The organism is Caballeronia udeis, from assembly GCF_001544555.2.
GTDB lineage: Bacteria > Pseudomonadota > Gammaproteobacteria > Burkholderiales > Burkholderiaceae > Caballeronia > Caballeronia udeis.
Map to the genome: position 1 here is coordinate 76,497 of NZ_FCOK02000025.1, position 16,327 is coordinate 92,823.

18 protein-coding genes are annotated in these 16,327 nt (G+C 62.2%); 14 read left to right on the forward strand and 4 right to left on the reverse strand.

Features of this window, described 5'->3' with window-relative positions; genetic code table 11:
• Positions 1–45: 45 nt before the first annotated feature.
• The 7 genes from AWB69_RS19170 (at position 46) to AWB69_RS19200 (ending at position 6,362) form a co-directional block, all read left to right on the forward strand.
• On the forward strand, positions 46–1,026 hold the full coding sequence (locus AWB69_RS19170; RefSeq protein WP_062087541.1) for an ABC transporter substrate-binding protein: 981 nt from the start codon (positions 46–48) through the stop codon (positions 1,024–1,026).
• A 90-nt stretch (positions 1,027–1,116) separates the two neighbouring features.
• Positions 1,117–2,091 (forward strand): ABC transporter permease subunit, encoded by a 975-nt coding sequence (locus AWB69_RS19175; protein ID WP_062087543.1) that lies wholly within the window; start codon positions 1,117–1,119, stop codon positions 2,089–2,091.
• Positions 2,088–2,849 carry an ATP-binding cassette domain-containing protein gene (locus AWB69_RS19180; protein WP_062087545.1) on the forward strand — a complete coding sequence of 254 codons (762 nt, stop codon included), beginning with the start codon at positions 2,088–2,090 and terminating at the stop codon, positions 2,847–2,849. Before AWB69_RS19175 ends, AWB69_RS19180 begins: the two co-directional genes overlap by 4 nt.
• Before the next feature lie 134 nt (positions 2,850–2,983).
• On the forward strand, positions 2,984–4,156 hold the full coding sequence (ribBA, locus tag AWB69_RS19185; RefSeq protein WP_062087547.1) for a bifunctional 3,4-dihydroxy-2-butanone-4-phosphate synthase/GTP cyclohydrolase II: 1,173 nt from the start codon (positions 2,984–2,986) through the stop codon (positions 4,154–4,156).
• A 45-nt stretch (positions 4,157–4,201) separates the two neighbouring features.
• Complete coding sequence (gene ribH / locus AWB69_RS19190; RefSeq protein WP_047896193.1) at positions 4,202–4,705, forward strand: 6,7-dimethyl-8-ribityllumazine synthase; 504 nt, start codon at positions 4,202–4,204, stop codon at positions 4,703–4,705.
• Positions 4,702–5,139 carry a transcription antitermination factor NusB gene (gene nusB / locus AWB69_RS19195; protein WP_062087549.1) on the forward strand — a complete coding sequence of 146 codons (438 nt, stop codon included), beginning with the start codon at positions 4,702–4,704 and terminating at the stop codon, positions 5,137–5,139. Before ribH ends, nusB begins: the two co-directional genes overlap by 4 nt.
• Positions 5,140–5,159: 20 nt before the next feature.
• Positions 5,160–6,362 (forward strand): pyridoxal phosphate-dependent aminotransferase, encoded by a 1,203-nt coding sequence (locus AWB69_RS19200; RefSeq protein ID WP_062087551.1) that lies wholly within the window; start codon positions 5,160–5,162, stop codon positions 6,360–6,362.
• Positions 6,363–6,508: 146 nt separating this feature from the next.
• Here AWB69_RS19200 and AWB69_RS19205 read toward each other — a convergent pair whose 3' ends face one another.
• Positions 6,509–7,672 (reverse strand): lytic transglycosylase domain-containing protein, encoded by a 1,164-nt coding sequence (locus tag AWB69_RS19205; protein ID WP_062087553.1) that lies wholly within the window; start codon positions 7,670–7,672, stop codon positions 6,509–6,511.
• A gap of 34 nt (positions 7,673–7,706) precedes the next feature.
• Here AWB69_RS19205 and AWB69_RS47825 point away from each other — a divergent pair, with 34 nt between their 5' ends.
• From AWB69_RS47825 to AWB69_RS19220, 4 genes are all read left to right on the forward strand, one after another.
• Positions 7,707–7,994 (forward strand): hypothetical protein, encoded by a 288-nt coding sequence (locus AWB69_RS47825; RefSeq protein ID WP_156528900.1) that lies wholly within the window; start codon positions 7,707–7,709, stop codon positions 7,992–7,994.
• Positions 7,995–8,339: 345 nt separating this feature from the next.
• Positions 8,340–9,947 (forward strand): UbiD family decarboxylase, encoded by a 1,608-nt coding sequence (locus AWB69_RS19210; RefSeq protein WP_062087555.1) that lies wholly within the window; start codon positions 8,340–8,342, stop codon positions 9,945–9,947.
• Entirely contained in the window at positions 9,944–10,966 is a 1,023-nt protein-coding gene (locus AWB69_RS19215; protein ID WP_062087557.1) for an asparaginase, read from the forward strand. Before AWB69_RS19210 ends, AWB69_RS19215 begins: the two co-directional genes overlap by 4 nt.
• Positions 10,967–11,077: 111 nt before the next feature.
• Positions 11,078–11,755, forward strand: coding sequence for a LysE family translocator (locus AWB69_RS19220; RefSeq protein WP_062087559.1), 678 nt, complete (start codon positions 11,078–11,080; stop codon positions 11,753–11,755).
• Positions 11,756–11,765: 10 nt separating this feature from the next.
• Here AWB69_RS19220 and AWB69_RS19225 read toward each other — a convergent pair whose 3' ends face one another.
• The 3 genes from AWB69_RS19225 to AWB69_RS48740 all read right to left on the reverse strand — a co-directional run bounded on the left by AWB69_RS19225 (position 11,766) and on the right by AWB69_RS48740 (position 13,826).
• A complete protein-coding gene (locus AWB69_RS19225) occupies positions 11,766–12,731 on the reverse strand; it encodes a threo-3-hydroxy-L-aspartate ammonia-lyase (RefSeq protein ID WP_062087561.1) in 966 nt (321 codons plus the stop codon).
• Between the two features lie 235 nt (positions 12,732–12,966).
• Positions 12,967–13,281 carry a hypothetical protein gene (locus AWB69_RS19230; protein WP_062087563.1) on the reverse strand — a complete coding sequence of 105 codons (315 nt, stop codon included), beginning with the start codon at positions 13,279–13,281 and terminating at the stop codon, positions 12,967–12,969.
• 383 nt (positions 13,282–13,664) lie between these two features.
• Positions 13,665–13,826 carry a hypothetical protein gene (locus AWB69_RS48740; protein ID WP_165087753.1) on the reverse strand — a complete coding sequence of 54 codons (162 nt, stop codon included), beginning with the start codon at positions 13,824–13,826 and terminating at the stop codon, positions 13,665–13,667.
• Positions 13,827–14,045: 219 nt separating this feature from the next.
• On the opposite strand from AWB69_RS48740, the gene AWB69_RS19235 reads away from it, so the two are divergent.
• From AWB69_RS19235 to AWB69_RS19245, 3 genes are all read left to right on the forward strand, one after another.
• On the forward strand, positions 14,046–14,963 hold the full coding sequence (locus AWB69_RS19235; protein ID WP_062087606.1) for a Rossmann-like and DUF2520 domain-containing protein: 918 nt from the start codon (positions 14,046–14,048) through the stop codon (positions 14,961–14,963).
• A gap of 317 nt (positions 14,964–15,280) precedes the next feature.
• Complete coding sequence (locus AWB69_RS19240; protein WP_062087565.1) at positions 15,281–15,604, forward strand: EthD family reductase; 324 nt, start codon at positions 15,281–15,283, stop codon at positions 15,602–15,604.
• A gap of 120 nt (positions 15,605–15,724) precedes the next feature.
• Complete coding sequence (locus tag AWB69_RS19245) at positions 15,725–16,297, forward strand: YggT family protein (protein ID WP_062087567.1); 573 nt, start codon at positions 15,725–15,727, stop codon at positions 16,295–16,297.
• Positions 16,298–16,327 lie beyond the last annotated feature (30 nt).

Below are 16,327 nucleotides of genomic sequence, written 5' to 3' on the forward strand. Positions count from 1 at the left end.
CAAGTCGGGCGTCGCAAGTCGGACTCAAAACTGGAGGAAGACAAAATGAAGCGATTCGTTTCCCGCTGTATGGTTGCTGTCTCAACAATCATCGTTTTTTCGCTGTCGGGACTTGCGCGGGCGGATGCTGCCCATCCGGTGGTGGCACTCCTGCCCGGTGTGGTTGATCCGTTCTACTTCACAATGCATCGCGGCGCGCAACGGGCCGCCAAGGAAGAGAACGTCGAGTTGCTGTTCCAGGTTCCCAAAGCGTGGAACACCAGTGAGCAAGTGCCGATCCTCAAGGCGTTTATCGCCAAACATCCTGACGTACTGCTGATTTCGCCAGTCGACAAGCAACAGTTGATTGGACCGCTGAAGGAAGCCGCCGACGCCGGCATCAAGGTCATTACCGTCGACACCTACATCGGCGATGGACATTATCAGACCGGCAAGGGCGATGCGGATTTCCCGCTTTCGTATATTGCTTCGGACAATCTCGAAGGCGGCCGGGTCGCAGCACGCGCGCTTGCCAAAGCTATCGGCGACAAGGGCACGGTCTATTGCGAGAACAACAAGCCGGGTATTTCGAGCACGGACGCGCGTGCTGAAGGTTTCGCGGAGGAGATGAAGAAGCACCCGAACATCACCGTGCTGCAAACGCTGTACAACGAGGACGACGCCAACCAGGCCGCTGCTCACGTAGCTGCAGTATTGGCGCGCAATCCGGATCTCGCCGGCGTGTTCGGCGCCAACACCTTCTCCGGCAGCGGCGCGGCGCAAGGCGTCAAGGCGGCGGGTAAACAGGGCGTCGTCAAGGTGGTCGTATTCGATGCGGTGCCTGGTATCGACAAGCAAATCAAGAGCGGCCTGGTCGATATCGCTATTGCACAGCGCCCGGACGAAATCGGCTACTACGGCGTCAAGTTCGCCGCCGACGTCATTCACGGCAAGAAAATTCCCACCCTCAAGAGCACGGGTTTCGAGGTTCTCGATAAAACCAATATCGACAAGCCCGACATGCAGCAATACATCTATTCGAACTAGCTGAAGCAGGCCGGCTGAAGTCATAGACCGGCCCCACCGCGTGCGCGGCCGCGCACGCGGGTTCCTGCTCATGACAACGCGGATAACTCCATGGATAACTCGCGTCTCGACAAGATCGCGCTGATTACCAAGCTATGGCCGTGGCTGTTCCTGGCCGCCCTGCTCGCCTTTTTCGAGGTGTGTGCGCAGATCTCGGCTCATCGGTCGTTTCTTTTTAACGCCTACAACCTCCAATCGATCGGTCTTGCCGCCGCGGCTCCGCTGCTGCTGGCCATCGGCCAGACCTTCGTGATCATCACGGCCGGCATCGACCTGTCCGCGGGCTTCGTGATGGGACTGGCGGCCGTCTGCGTCGCGCAGTTCACGCTGTTCGGCAGCGGCTCTCCGTGGATCCTGATCGTGTCCATCCCGCTCACCATCGTGGTCTGCCTGATTCCCGGGTTAGTCAACGGCGTGCTGATCGCATGGCTTGGCGTGCCAGCCTTTATCGGCACGCTCGGCATGTACGGTGTTGCGCGGGGTGCAGGGTTTCTCGCGGCCGGCAGCGGCATGACTGTCTCGGTGGACAACGCCGGTCTTGCCTGGCTCGGCGCCGGTTGGACGCCGGTGGTGCTGACCGGGGTGCTGCTGGTGATCATGCATCTGTTGCTCTCGAAGACGCGTTTCGGCCAGTACACCTATGCAATCGGCGGCAACCCGCAGTCCGCGGTGCGCGCCGGCATCAACGTCAAACGCCACCTGCTGGTGGTGTACCTGATCGCCGCCGCGTTCGCCGCGGTCGGCGGGATCATCTATACCGCACGCTTTGCCGCTGGCGCCGCCAACGCCGGTGAGCCCATGTTGCTCGATTCGATCGCCGCCGTGGTGATCGGTGGCGCGAGCCTGTTCGGCGGGACCGGCAACGTGATCGGGACGCTGATCGGCGCGCTGATCATCGCCGTGATCCAGTTCGGACTGGTGTTCGTCGACGTCAACGCATTCTGGCAATTCATCGTAGTGGGCATCGTCATTATCCTGTCGGTACTGATCGATCAATACAAGGACCGTCTCGGAGGCGCCCAATGAGCACGCCCATCCTTGAGGTACGCGACGTCTCGATCCGCTTTGGCGGCGTGGAGGCGCTCAAGCACGTTTCATTGCAGTTGCTGCCGGGCGAAGTGCTGGCGCTGGCCGGCGACAACGGTGCGGGCAAGTCGACGTTGATCAAGATCATTTCAGGCGTCTACCGGGCCGACCAGGGCGAACTGCTGTTCGACGGCGCGCCGTTGCAATTGCGCGATCCGCAGGACGCCCGAGCCCGCGGGATCGAGACGATCTACCAGGACCTTGCGCTGGCCGACAACCTGGACGTCGGCAGCAATATCTTCCTGGGACGCGAACCGCTACGCCGGCAACTGGGCTTCCAGGTCATCGACCGGCCGCGCATGGCGCAGGTCGCGCGCGAGGTGCTGGAGCGCCTCGACATCGTGATTCCCGAGCGCAAGCTCGGCGGTCCGGTGAAGATGCTCTCAGGCGGACAGCGACAGGCCATTGCGATTGGCCGGGCCATTTACTGGAACGCCCGGGTGCTCATCATGGACGAACCCACCGCCGCGCTGGGCGTGCCCGAGCAGCGCAAGGTAATGGAGTTGATTGCCGCGTTGAAGGCCCAGGGCGTCTCCGTGCTCCTGATCTCACACAATCTGCATGACATCTTCGCAATCGCCGATCGCATTGTCGTGCTGCGGCGGGGCGAGGTGGCCGGCGAGCGGCAGGTCCAGCAAACCAATGGCGATGAAATCGTGCACCTGATGGTCGGCGATACCTACGTGAGCCCCGGTTAGGCGCGCTCGAGCGCCCGTCGATCCGGCGAATAACCGGCCGGATGGCCAACGCCAGCCCAAAACGGGCAAATCCCGGGCGTTGGCATCGGCGGTGGCGTAAAATACGCCCTTTCTCGCACCGGACGACTACCGCAATGACGCTCGCCTCCACTCCAGAGATCATCGCCGAGCTGAAGGCTGGCCGGATGGTGATCCTCGTTGACGAAGAAGACCGCGAAAACGAAGGCGATCTCGTCATCGCCGCCGATTTCGTGACGCCGGAAGCGATCAATTTCATGGCGCGCTACGGCCGTGGACTGATCTGCCTGACACTTACGCAGGACCGCTGCCGTCAGCTGAACCTGCCGCTGATGACGCAGCGAAACGGCACCCAGTACGGGACGGCGTTCACGGTCAGCATCGAGGCGGCAGAAGGCGTGACTACCGGCATCTCGGCGGCGGACCGTGCGCGCACCATCCAGGCAGCGGTGGCGCACGACGCGAAAGCCGAGCATATCGTCCAGCCGGGTCACGTGTTTCCAATCATGGCGCAACCGGGCGGCGTGCTGGTCCGCGCGGGGCATACGGAAGCGGGCTGCGACCTGACGGCCATGGCGGGCCTGACGCCGGCATCGGTGATCTGCGAAGTGATCCGTGACGACGGCGAAATGGCCCGGTTGCCCGACCTGATCGAATTCGCCGAACTGCATGGCATTCGTGTTGGCACGATCGCCGACCTGATTCACTACCGCTCGCGCACGGAATCAATCGTGGAGCGCGTGGCCGAACGCACCATGCAGACGGCGCATGGCGCGTTTCGCGCGGTGCTGTATCGCGACCAGCCCAGCGGCTCGCCGCATATCGCGCTGGTGCGCGGCCGGCCGTCGCCGGATCGGGAAACGCCGGTGCGCGTGCATGAACCGCTGTCGGTGCTGGATCTGCTCGAAGTGGACTTGTCCACGCACTCCTGGACGCTGGACGCCGCGATGAAGGAAATCGCCGCCCGCGACCTGGGCGCTATCGTGCTGCTCAATTGCGGTGACACGAAGGAACATCTTGTCGATGTATTCCAGGCGTTCGAGCGCGAGGACAAGGCAGCCGAACTGAAACGCCGGCCGGTCGATTTCAAGACCTACGGCATCGGCGCGCAGATTTTGCGCGAACTGGGCGTGGGCAAGATGCAAGTGCTGTCGAACCCGCGAAAGCTCGGCAGCATGTCGGGTTACGGCCTCGAAGTAACCGGCTTCATCCCCATGCCGGGCTGCCCTGCCACGAGTTCTGCGGAATCGGCTGATCCCGCTTCCATCGCCCATTTGCGCTCGGTCTGACGGGCGCCAACCACCACACTGCATCACACTGAAAACGGATAAATAATGGAAATCGGACAATATCAACCGAACCTCGACGGCGACGGATTGCGTATCGGCATCGTGCAATCGCGTTTCAACGAACCCGTCTGCAACGGCCTCGTGGACGCCTGCACGGAAGAACTCGAACGACTCGGCGTGATCGGTGAAGACGTGCTGCTCGTCACCGTGCCGGGCGCACTCGAAATTCCGCTGGCGCTGCAAAAACTGGCTGAATCGGGTCAATTCGATGCATTGATCGCTCTCGGTGCGGTGATCCGCGGCGAAACGTACCATTTCGAGCTGGTATCGAATGAAAGCGGCGCGGGCATTTCCCGGATCGCACTCGACTTCGGCACGCCGGTCGCGAACGCAGTCCTGACGACCGAAAACGACGAGCAAGCCGTGGCCCGCATGACGGAAAAAGGCCGCGACGCTGCCCGCGTGGCAGTGGAAATGGCGAATTTGTCGGTCGCACTGGAACAACTCGGCGGTGACGATGAAGACGAAGACGACGAGGACCGTGCATGAAAAGCGCTCGACGACGCTCGCGCGAACTCGCGACACAAGGGCTTTACCAATGGTTGCTGTCGGGCTCACCCGGTGGCGAGATTGACGCGCAGTTGCGCGGTGCGCAAGGCTTCGATAAAGCCGACCAGGAGCATCTGGACGCCATCCTGCACGGGGTGATCAAGGAAGCGGACACCATTTCCGCCGAATTGCAGCCGTGCCTCGACCGTCCGCTCGAACAGCTTTCGCCGGTCGAACGCGCGGTGCTGATGGTCGCTGCATTCGAATTCAAGCATCACCTGGACATTCCGTATCGCGTTGTAATCAACGAAGCGGTTGAACTGACGAAGACGTTCGGCGGCTCCGACGGCTATAAATACGTAAACGGCGTGCTGGATAAACTGGCCGTTCAGTTGCGGCCGACAGAAGCGCAAGGCCGCGGACAGCGCAGCTGAGCGGACGCTCTTTTCAACTTATGAACTTCGCAAAAGAACCGTTGAACGGCGCTATCCGGTACGCCGCCCGCGTCGACGCCATCGAGCCGTTCTATGTAATGGAACTGGCGAAAGAAGCGCAGGCGCTGGAACGCGCGGGCCGCAACATCATTCACATGGGTATCGGCGAACCGGATTTCACGGCGCCGGAACCGGTGATCGCGGCCGCCTCCGACGCCTTGCGTCGCGGTGTCACGCAATACACGAATGCGCTCGGACTGGCTTCGTTGCGCGAGGCAATTTCCGGTCATTATCGCGACACGTTCGGCCTTGATATCGATCCGGCGCGGATTGTGGTGACGGCGGGTGCGTCCGCCGCGTTGCTGCTGGCGTGCACCGCGCTGGTCGATCGCGACGACGAAGTCCTGATGCCCGACCCGTGCTACCCCTGCAATCGCCATTTCGTGGCTGCCACCGAAGGCCGTCCGGTCCTGATCCCTAGCGGTCCGGCCGAGCGGTTCCAGTTGACGGCCGCTCAAGTCGAGGCGCATTGGACGCCCGCTACGCGTGGCGTGCTGCTCGCTTCGCCGTCGAATCCAACGGGCACGTCCATTGAACCGGACGAACTGGCGAAAATTGTAGACGTGGTGCGCGCGCACGGCGGTTTTACGATCGTCGATGAGATCTATCAGGGCCTGAGCTATGACGCGAAACCCGTGTCGGCACTTTCGCTCGGCGACGACGTGGTCACGGTGAACAGCTTTTCGAAGTACTTCAACATGACCGGCTGGCGGCTCGGCTGGCTCGTCGCGCCGCCGGCGATGGTCCCCACGCTGGAGAAGCTCTCGCAGAACCTGTTCATCTGCGCGTCGGCAATCGCGCAGCATGCGGCGCTGGCATGTTTTGAGCCGGCAACGCTGGCAATTTACGAGTCGCGGCGCCTGGAATTCGGGCGCAGGCGGGATTTCATCGTGCCGGCATTGCGTTCGCTCGGTTTTGAAGTGCCCGTCGTACCGGACGGCGCGTTCTACGTTTATGCCGATACGCGGCACGTCGCGCATCCCGCTGCCGGCGACAGCAACGCATTGACGCGTGCCATGCTGCACGACGCAGGTGTCGTGCTGGTGCCGGGTACCGATTTCGGCTTCCATGCGCCGCAGGACTATATCCGGCTGTCTTATGCGACCGCCTACTCACAGCTTGAAGAGGCCGTGCAACGGCTGGGAGCGCTGTTTCGGGTTTGATGCACCGGTTCGGGCAACCCCGCGCACTTCAGGAAAGCAGAAGCAAAAAAAAGCCGTTCCAACTCGCGTTGGAACGGCTTTTTTGTCTTACCCGGCTGGTGATCAACAACCCGGGCCGCCCTGCTTTTACTTCTAACCCAACGCCTTTAAGCGCCGAACTCCGCCGAAGCCACGTGCTTCGTTTGCGTGCCTGCGTCGTCTGTCTCGTTGTGGTCGCTGACTTGCGGAGCGGACGACTTGGCGGGCGCCGTGATTGCCGGAGCACCGTCAAGCGTCACGTGCACGCGCTTTTCGCCTGTTCCCGAGGTTGACGGCGAAACCGACGCCACGACCTGCTTCGGCGCGGGCTGCGCCGGCGCTTGCGGCGTGTTGATCGGCACATTGCGGCCACGCGCTACATCACGCAGGCGTGCACGTTCGGCCAGCACCTTCGCGCCGTAACCACCGTCGTCCTGTGCCGTCGAACCCACGTAGAAGCGCAATCCACCCGCCACCGAACCGCCACGCGCGATGCAATCCTTCAGAACCAGCGCCCCGACCTTGATGTTCGCGAGCGGTTCAAGCGCCGCGTGCGAACCACCGAAATACTGGAATTTATCCGAGTGGACCTTCGACATCACCTGCATCAACCCTTGCGCGCCAACCCCACTTTCAGCATACGGATTGAAACCCGATTCGATCGCCATGACGGACAGCAGCAACAGCGGATCGAGGCCAACTTCACGGCCGGTATCGAAGGCCGCTTTCACGAGTTCGCTGACCGGCTCCTGCGCCACGTGGTAACGCCGCGCAATGAAGTTCGCCACCAGGTTCTGCTCACGATCCGACACGAGCACACGGTCGTCACGGGCATCGGCCACCACTCGCTGCGAGGAAATCGCGCTGGCGAGCGTCGAAACGGTCGGCAACGTGCGGGGATCGAGCCCATTTGGCGACACGGCGAGACTCAGGCCGCCGGTGAGCTTGCGGGTGCTGTCGTCGTCACTGGCTGCTGAGCCAAGCGATGTCGGCGTCGGCTCGCCGTTGCGCAGGTCCTCTTCGCGCTGATGACCGATCGCGAAGGGCGGGAAAGGTTGTCCGGAGAGCAACCGCGCTGGACCGGCTTGTACCGCGGCCGAGACGAGGGGCATGAGTTTGGCGGCGAAGGAGCCGCGCCAGGCTGGAAGCAGCCAGAGTGCCAGCGCGGTCACGACCGCAGCACAACCGACCAGGCTGAAAACTGTAAGACTCATACGTTTGGCGCGACGCAGCATGGCGCGTAGATGAAGCGCCAGGCGAGCGTCGGGACGCCACGACAACCAAGCATTCATTGGATGGATCTCCCAAATTGCATGATTTCTGCAGATGAAAAACCTAAAAACTGGTCCACCACGCAGAAATCGACACCGCCAGCCCTGGGTTAGCCACAAGCGGTATCGGGAAAACGGCACAGACCGTTGGGGAAACCTGACCGGAACATTACGTTTTCCGGGTGCGCGCAGCACGAAGGACATGCCGGGGCGCGCACACAGGTCACCACGCGAAAAACCGGCGAAGAAGAGCGCCGGCAAGAAAACCAAAGCCTCGATTCACCGGACTATTCCGGCACAGGTGACGCGTCGCGTCGTTTCAAAAGACCTGGGGCATTGGTAAAAAGTTTCAATTGGTGTTGTCAATGCCAAAGGATTCTAGCAGGCTCAAATGATCCGTCAATGCTGGTAAATGTAAAAGCTATTACTTTCAGTAATGATGAACACCGTTCAGAGCGGCGAGAACGGCCTGCCAAGCCACTTTCCAGCGGAATCGCCCTGGTTCCGCCATTGTGTGCTCTGACGTACCGACATCAACACAGGTAAAATCGACAATCGCCCGCGCGCGAAAGTTCCTCACCAGGTGCTTGAGCCGCTGCTTGGACCACTGCTTGAGCCAACTATTTCAGCCTCTGCCGCCCCCTTTTGCGCAGACCGCTTTTCCCGCAGGCCCCCTTCCCTTTAGCCGATGAAATACAAAGACCTGCGCGACTTCACCGCCCGCCTCGAAACACTCGGCGAGTTGCGTCGTATCAGCCAGCCTGTTTCGCCCGTTCTTGAAATGACCGAGCTCTCGGACCGCGTTCTGCGCTCGGGCGGACCGGCCTTGCTGTTCCAGGCGCCGACGGGGCACTCCATGCCCGTGCTGGCCAACCTGTTCGGTACGCCGAGGCGCGTGGCGCTCGGCATGGGTATCGAGACGGAAGCTCAAGCGGCGGCCGACCCCAGTCTTCTGAGCGATAAAGCCGCGCTCGAGTCGCTGCGTGACGTCGGCCGGCTGTTGTCGGCACTCAAGGAGCCCGAGCCGCCCAAGGGCCTGAAGGACGCGGGCAAATTGCTGTCGCTGGCGAAGGCCGTCTGGGACATGGCGCCGAAAACGGTCAGCTCATCACCCTGCCAGGAAATCGTGTGGGAAGGACAGGATGTCGATCTGGCGCGCCTGCCCATTCAGACATGCTGGCCCGGCGACGCCGGTCCGCTCATCACGTGGGGACTCACGGTCACGCGCGGCCCGAACAAGACGCGGCAAAACCTGGGTATCTATCGGCAGCAACTGATCGGGCGCAACAAATTGATCATGCGCTGGCTCGCGCACCGGGGCGGCGCGCTGGATTTCCGGGAGTTCGCGCTCGCCAATCCGGGCAAGCCGTATCCGGTGGCGGTCGTGCTTGGCGCCGATCCGGCCACCATTCTCGGCGCCGTCACGCCGGTGCCGGACTCGCTTTCCGAATATCAGTTCGCCGGGTTGTTACGCGGTGCAAGGACCGAGTTGGCGAAATGTCTCACGCCGGGCGTCGATACATTGCAGGTTCCGGCGCGTGCGGAGATCGTGCTCGAAGGGTTCATCTATCCGCAAGACGGTCCTGTCGCGCCGCTGCCCGCCGGCGCGCCGCCGCGGCCATCGGCTAGTGCGTCGTCGAAATACGAACACGCGCTCGAAGGCCCGTACGGCGACCACACCGGCTATTACAACGAACAAGAGTGGTTCCCGGTCTTCACCGTAGAGAAGATCACCATGCGCCGCGACGCGCTCTATCACTCCACGTATACAGGCAAACCACCCGACGAACCGGCCGTGCTCGGCGTCGCGCTTAACGAAGTGTTCGTGCCGCTGCTGCAAAAGCAGTTCACGGAAATCACCGACTTCTATCTGCCACCCGAAGGCTGCAGTTATCGAATGGCGATCGTGCAGATCAAGAAGAGCTATCCGGGTCATGCGAAGCGCGTGATGTTCGGCGTCTGGAGTTTCCTGCGTCAGTTCATGTATACGAAGTTCATCGTGGTGGTGGACGACGACGTGAACATCCGCGACTGGAAGGAGGTGATCTGGGCGATCACCACGCGCATTGATCCATCCCGCGATACGGTGCTGGTCGATAACACCCCGATCGACTATCTCGATTTCGCATCGCCGAAAGCGGGGTTGGGATCGAAGATGGGACTCGACGCCACCAACAAATGGCCCGGCGAAACGGACCGCGAATGGGGCCGGCCAATTACGATGGACGATGCAGTGAAACGGCGCGTCGACGCGTTGTGGGACGAAATCGGTTTTTCGGGAGGGAAACGTTCATGAAGGTTGCGGCGACGGTTTATCGAGGGGACCTGGTTGAAAACACGCATGCCGCGCATGTGGCGGTTGTCGACGCCGAAGGCCGGTTGATCTACGCTTTCGGCGATCCGTCACGCATGACGCTTGCGCGTTCAGCGGCGAAACCGGCGCAGGCGCTTGCGGTGCTGGAAACAGGCGCGCTTGCGCGTTTCGGTTTCGACGACGCCGATCTCGCGTTGATGTGCGCATCGCACAACAGCGAGCCGCGTCACATCGAGCGCACGCGCGCCATGCTGGCCAAGGCGCAGGTCACCGAAGCCGACCTTCGATGCGGCGGCCACACGCCTTTGTCGGACGCGGTCTGGAAAGAGTGGCTCAGGCGTGGTTTCACGCCAACTGGCGTGTGCAGCAATTGCTCCGGCAAACATGCGGGCATGCTGGCGGGTGCGCAGGCGCTGGGCGCGGCTGTTGCCGACTATCACCTGCCTGAGCATGCGCTGCAGGTTCGGGTGAAGCGGACCGTAGCCGAACTCTGCGATCTGCCGGAAGACGGCGTGCAATGGGCTATTGATGGTTGCAATCTACCTACTCCGGCGTTCCCGCTGGATCGGCTCGCCCGGCTGTTCATGAAGATGGCGAATGCCGATACCGAGGTTGAGACTACACCGCGTTCGCAGGCGCTTGCCCGGATCTATCGCGCGATGACAACGTATCCCGAACTCGTCGCCGGCGACGGCCGGTTCTGTACCGCATTGATGCAAGCCTTCGACGGCGATCTGGTCGCTAAAGTAGGCGCCGACGCGAGTTACGCGATCGGTGTTCGCGCTACCGGCACGCGCGGGCCGCTGGGCATCGCCGTCAAGGTGGAAGACGGCAATACAACCGTGCTTTACGCCATCGTGGCCAATGTACTTGGGCAACTCGACATCGGCCGCGAAGCGCAGCGCGCAAAACTCGCCGCTTATGGAAACCCGCCAATGCGCAACACGATGGGTATCGAGACGGGACGACTGGCGGTGACCGTGCCGCTCGAACGCATTTAGCACGCTAGCGTTCGACCTGCTGCTGCCGCGCGCGCCGCAGCAGCAGGTCCAAAACGAGAAGCCGGGCTCCCCGCTTCGCTCAATACAAAAAGATTAAAAAGGAAAGTCGGGATGCACGTGTTGCCATTGCTGTCTGATGGATTTTTTCTGTCGTTGTCGCTGTGCCTGGATATTGGTATCGCAAACGTCGCGATCATCTCACTAACACTTTCCCACGGCTTCAAGCCGGGCATGATGCTCGGCCTGGGCACCTGTTTCGGCGATCTCGTCTACGCGGCGCTCGCGCTTGCAGGCATGGCGGCGCTGCTCCAGTTCGATGCCGTGCGCTGGGTCGTCTGGATAGGCGGCGCGATCGTGCTGCTGTTCCTGACCTTCAAAATGGCGCGTGAAGCGCTGCTTCCGGCGTCCGCCCCGCCGGTGGAGGGCGAGCCGGACCTCATCGCCACACCGCGGCCCTCTCACCTGCGCAGCTTCATGCGCGGCACCCTGCTTGCTGTGTCTTCACCAAGCGCGATCCTCTGGTTTGCCGCCGTAGGCGGCGCACTGATCGCGAAAGCCGGCGCAACGGGCCCGGCGAGCGCTTCAGTGTTTCTGATCGGCTTCTTTTGCGGCGGGCTCGGCTGGACACTCTTCATCTGCACGCTCGCCAGCCACGGCCGCAAACGCGCCGGGACGACTTTGCTGCGCGCTTGTCACGTTTTATCGGCGGTGCTGTTCGCGTATTTCGCGTACAGCGTGATCGTCAACGGTTATCACGACCTGATCCTGAACGGCGCGCAGAAGCTATGACGCCACGCGATCATGCGAGGAATTGAGCGAGCCGCGCCAGGTCGACGTTGCCGCCGCTGACGATTATGCCCACGCGCTTGCCCTTCACCGGCAAGATGTTCTGCAGCACAGCGGCCGCCGCCAGACAACCCGTGGGCTCGACCACCATCTTCATGCGCTGCGCGAAGAACTTCATGGTCTGCACGAGCTGGTCGTCGCTGACGGTGACGACGCGGTCCACATAGCGCTTCAGGATCGGGAAGTTGTATTCGCCCACATGCGTGGACGCCGCGCCGTCGGCGATTGTGCGCGGCACCTCTATATGAACGATCTCGCCGCGTTCGAGGGATTGCTGGGCGTCGTTGCCCGCCTCCGGCTCCACGCCGATCACGGTACATGACGGGCTCAGCTCGGCCGCCGCCAGCGCACACCCGGCGAGCAAACCTCCGCCGCCCAGGCACACGAACAGATAATCCAGCGGCCCGGTTTCTTCGATGAGTTCCTTCGCCGACGTCCCCTGCCCCGCGATCACATGCGGATGGTCGTAGGGCGGAATCAGCGTCATGTCGCGCTCTTGCGCGAGCCGGGCGGCAATCTCCTCGCGATTCCCGGTGTACCGGTCGTAGGTGATCACTTCGCCGCCATAACCCCGCGTGGCTTCCATTTTCGCGGCCGGCGCATCCTCCGGCATGATGATCGTCGCCTTGATACCGGCAATGCGCGCCGACAGCGCAATGGCCTGCGCGTGATTGCCCGATGAAAACGTCAGCACGCCGGCCTGGCGCTGGGACTCGGTGAAATGGGAGATCGCGTTGAACGCACCCCGAAACTTGAATGCGCCCATGCGCTGGAAGTTCTCGCACTTGAAGAACAGACTCGCGCCGGTGAGCGCGTCCGCAGTGCGGGAGGTCATCACAGGCGTGCGATGCGCAGCGCCGGCGATATGTTCTGCGGCGTCGGCAACGTCGGCGTAGGTGGGTGCGGGAAGAGTTGACATCGGAACTCAAGGGCGGCAGTTGAGGAACTGCTATTGTCCCCGCATCGTGGAGCGTTTGGAAAGCTGGCCAAATGGCCAGGTGGCTAAAAGCGCGGCCAGATCGAGCGTCCGCTTAAACCCGCGCGAACAACCCGCGCACAAAATAAGACAGCGCAACCCGGCTCGACGCCGACGTTGCGCTGTTTGCATTCTCAGGACTCGGCAGCCAGGATGCTACCCCGTGAACTCCCGGACTTTAATGACGCCAGCCACCGTAGCCGCCGCGGTATCCGTAGCCGCGGTGGTAACCGTACCCGCCACGGTAATAGCCGCCACGGTAATAAGGGTGACCGTAATACCCGCCAACCACAACGGCCGGCGGCCCGTAATAAACGGGCGGCGGCGCATACACAACCGGGCCCGGCGCGTAATAAACGGGCGGCGGCGGTGCCGCGTAGACGGGATAAGCAGGCACCCCAATGCCGATACCCACCGAAACGTGCGCTTGGGCGGCGCTCACAAGGCCTGCGCCAAGTGCTGCGGCAGCCAGAATCTGGATGATCTTTTTCACTTTTGTTCTCCGCGCCGCGGTCCTGTACACATGACCGGTTACCGCAACGACATGCATTCAATGTAGCTAAAAACCCTGAATCCCACCTTAAGCATTTGTTGCAAATTGCAATATCTACAGTCCTGAAAGTGGGTTTTGTCTGCCGAATTTCAAGCAGCCGGACAGCCCCACCGGGCTTGGCACAAGGGATTAACGAGACAGATTAAGGGCTTGCTGAGAAAGCTGCCGGCCGCTGCCGCCGTCTGCGACGTTATTCCGAATGTCACGAAAGTAATGATTCATTACACTTTGCTTTAGGCGCCGCGAAAAACGAAAACCCCGCCGACCGGGAAGCGTCGAGCGGGGCATGGTCAAACGGTGCTGCTTTTTTAGTCAAACAGCGCTCAGCCGACCTTCACATAGGCGAACTCGCGGGTGACGCTGGGTGGCACATAAGCCCCGCTGATCCTGACCCGCGGCGTGAGACGTTTGCGCTGATCCCACCACTGGCGCCGATGCGTCTGGCTGAGAAAACGCAGGTGTTTCCGATACGCAAAAATACTCATGGCGACCCCCAAACGTTGCAAAACAAGCACTGGCGTACATCGGCCAAAAGACCAACCCCGACTGTTCAGGCCCGCAATGCAAATTTGCTCGAGCCTCGCAAAACCGCTGGCGGCGGCGCTGCGCGCCGTTTTTATGGCGCCCACGCCGTTGCGCGATACTTCATCTTGCGCCGCAAACGCGAAACCGCGCAGCGCAACATATCCTGTGGAGCAACAACCATGCCTTTTTCAACGACGCCTCGCTTGGGCTTCGTCGGCGCGGGGCGTCTCGCGCGTTGTCTGGCGGCCATCTGGTCCCGCGCGGGCTATCCGGTCACCGCAATAGCGAGCCGATCGGCGGCATCGGCGTACGAATTTGCGGGCGAATTGCCGGGCTGCCTGATCGCCGACGACGCCAGCGCCGTTGCGCGCCATGCCGATATCGTATTTTTAACCGTTCCTGACGACGCCATTGGTGCGACGGCGAACGCTTTGCAACTGGATCAGGCTCGCGCCGGCACGCAGGCGGTCGTGCATTGCAGCGGCGCCACGCCCGTCGATGTCCTCGCCCCCGCTCAGGCGCAGGGTGCGGACATCGGCGGATTCCATCCGTTGTTCCTGTTCGGCGGCCTGGCAAGTGACCAGACGCGCATTGCGGGCTGTTCGGTCACGATCGAAGCCAGCGGCCCCTTGCACGGCACACTGACGGCGCTGGTCCGGGCGCTCGGCTGCCATCCGCTATCCATCCCTCCGGGCGGCCGGCTGCTGTACCACGCCGCCGCGCACTACGCGGCCAGCTTCGCGCTGTGCTCCCTTTCGGAGACCGTGACGCTGTGGAAGGAACTGGGTTTCGACGAAGACGACGCTTTGCGCGCGGTCCTGCCGATGCTCGCCGGCACCATCGAAACAGCGCGTGAAAAGGGTTTGCCGGGCGCGCTTGCCGGCCCGGTATCGCGCGGCGATGCGAGCATTGTCGTGAAACAACTGGCGCTGCTGCAAAACCTCGGCGGCGATCACGCCACGCTTTATGCGCTGCTGTCGCGGCGTGCGGTCGCGCTGGCGAAACGGCGCGCGTCGCCACCGCCCGCGCAAGCGCTCGACGCGATGTCGCATGCCATCGAACTCGTGCTGAACGGGACCGCGCCGCGCGACGATTGATTGCCCGGATCCGACGCCCGCGGCCAGCCGTGCGAGGGCACCCGTGTGCCCGTGTACGCCAAGCGGCACAAGGCGTCATCAAGCCATGCTATCGTGATGCCCGGCGCGCCAGCGTGGCAAAGCCGCCGAGGGGTTCGGCCAGCGCGCCGGACGCTGGCAGGAAACTGGGCAACAAGCGGGCAACAAGTGAGCAACAGGCGCTCCGAACCACGGTTTGGGGCCTGGTTCAGGACCTGGACCCGTGCGCTGAGCCCAGCAAAGTTGCGGCTTCGCCCGCCACCCTCGACGCCAACCCATTCCAGCTACGAGAACGAACAATGATCAAGGTGAGCTTTTTTTATCCGTATCGCGAGAATGCGCCCTTCGACATCGACTACTACTGTACGAGCCATATGCCGTGGGTGGCCGGCTTGCTCGGCAGCGCATTGAAGGGCTGGTCGGCGGACGCAGGCCTCGCGGGCGGCGCGCCGGGTTCTTCGCCCACGTACATTGCGGCGTGCCACCTGCTGTTCGATTCCGTCGATGCCTTCGCCGCCGCGGTCTCGCCGCATGCAAAAGCCTTCTCCGCGGACATAGTTAACTACTACCCTGATGGTGTTCCGCCGGTCGTACAGATCAGCGACGTTCGCGCCAGTAGCTGACCGGCAGCAACGAATTGACGAAGCTGGCGAAGCCGGGCGGTTTGCCGTTGCGGCTTTACTGCCCTCGTGTCACTCCGCGCGGCCATGAGCGCCGCGCTTTTGCCTTGAAAAGGATTTGAGATGTTCGGCGAGATCGCCCGTTTTCTACTCAACACAATCTTCACGCTGTTCGGCGCCGCGCTGCTGCTGCGCGCCTGGATGCAGGTCGTCCGCATGCCCCCGTACAACCCCGTGTCGAACGCGGTGATGCAAGCCACGAACTGGCTCGTCCTGCCGCTGCGCAAGATCCTGCCGACGGCGAAGACCATCGACTGGGCGAGCATTGTCGCGGCGTTCCTCGCGGCGCTGGTGTTCGTGATCCTGCTGGTTCTGCTCGCGGGCGTCGATCCCGCCGGACTCGCGGTCATGCTGCCCACGCTGCTGGCGGTCGCGGTGATCACCGTGATTAAGTGGGCGCTGAATCTCATCATCTGGATGACGATCCTGATGGCGTTGCTGTCGTGGCTGAACCCGCAATCCCCGGCCATGCCGCTGCTGTATCAGCTCACGGCGCCATTCCTGGAACCGCTGCGGCGCGTGTTGCCACGCATGGGCGGTATCGACTTATCGCCTATCCTGCTGTTCGTGATCGTTCAGGTACTGCTGATGGTCGTCACGAGGCTGGCCGTGACCATGACCATGTTCGGGGTGTGATTTCGGGCTCCCATCCCCGTTGATCCGGGT

Coding starts and splice junctions, on each gene's coding strand:
- AWB69_RS19170 (WP_062087541.1), top strand. CDS start 46: ATGAAGCGATTCGTTTCCCGCTGTATGGTTGCTGTCTCAACAATCATC.
- AWB69_RS19175 (WP_062087543.1), top strand. CDS start 1,117: ATGGATAACTCGCGTCTCGACAAGATCGCGCTGATTACCAAGCTATGG.
- AWB69_RS47825 (WP_156528900.1), top strand. CDS start 7,707: ATGAAAAACCTAAAAACTGGTCCACCACGCAGAAATCGACACCGCCAG.
- AWB69_RS19240 (WP_062087565.1), top strand. CDS start 15,281: ATGATCAAGGTGAGCTTTTTTTATCCGTATCGCGAGAATGCGCCCTTC.
- nusB (WP_062087549.1), top strand. CDS start 4,702: ATGAAAAGCGCTCGACGACGCTCGCGCGAACTCGCGACACAAGGGCTT.
- AWB69_RS19235 (WP_062087606.1), top strand. CDS start 14,046: ATGCCTTTTTCAACGACGCCTCGCTTGGGCTTCGTCGGCGCGGGGCGT.
- AWB69_RS19225 (WP_062087561.1), bottom strand. CDS start 12,731: ATGTCAACTCTTCCCGCACCCACCTACGCCGACGTTGCCGACGCCGCA.
- ribH (WP_047896193.1), top strand. CDS start 4,202: ATGGAAATCGGACAATATCAACCGAACCTCGACGGCGACGGATTGCGT.
- AWB69_RS19220 (WP_062087559.1), top strand. CDS start 11,078: ATGCACGTGTTGCCATTGCTGTCTGATGGATTTTTTCTGTCGTTGTCG.
- AWB69_RS19200 (WP_062087551.1), top strand. CDS start 5,160: ATGAACTTCGCAAAAGAACCGTTGAACGGCGCTATCCGGTACGCCGCC.
- AWB69_RS19180 (WP_062087545.1), top strand. CDS start 2,088: ATGAGCACGCCCATCCTTGAGGTACGCGACGTCTCGATCCGCTTTGGC.
- ribBA (WP_062087547.1), top strand. CDS start 2,984: ATGACGCTCGCCTCCACTCCAGAGATCATCGCCGAGCTGAAGGCTGGC.
- AWB69_RS19245 (WP_062087567.1), top strand. CDS start 15,725: ATGTTCGGCGAGATCGCCCGTTTTCTACTCAACACAATCTTCACGCTG.
- AWB69_RS48740 (WP_165087753.1), bottom strand. CDS start 13,826: ATGAGTATTTTTGCGTATCGGAAACACCTGCGTTTTCTCAGCCAGACG.
- AWB69_RS19215 (WP_062087557.1), top strand. CDS start 9,944: ATGAAGGTTGCGGCGACGGTTTATCGAGGGGACCTGGTTGAAAACACG.
- AWB69_RS19205 (WP_062087553.1), bottom strand. CDS start 7,672: ATGAATGCTTGGTTGTCGTGGCGTCCCGACGCTCGCCTGGCGCTTCAT.
- AWB69_RS19210 (WP_062087555.1), top strand. CDS start 8,340: ATGAAATACAAAGACCTGCGCGACTTCACCGCCCGCCTCGAAACACTC.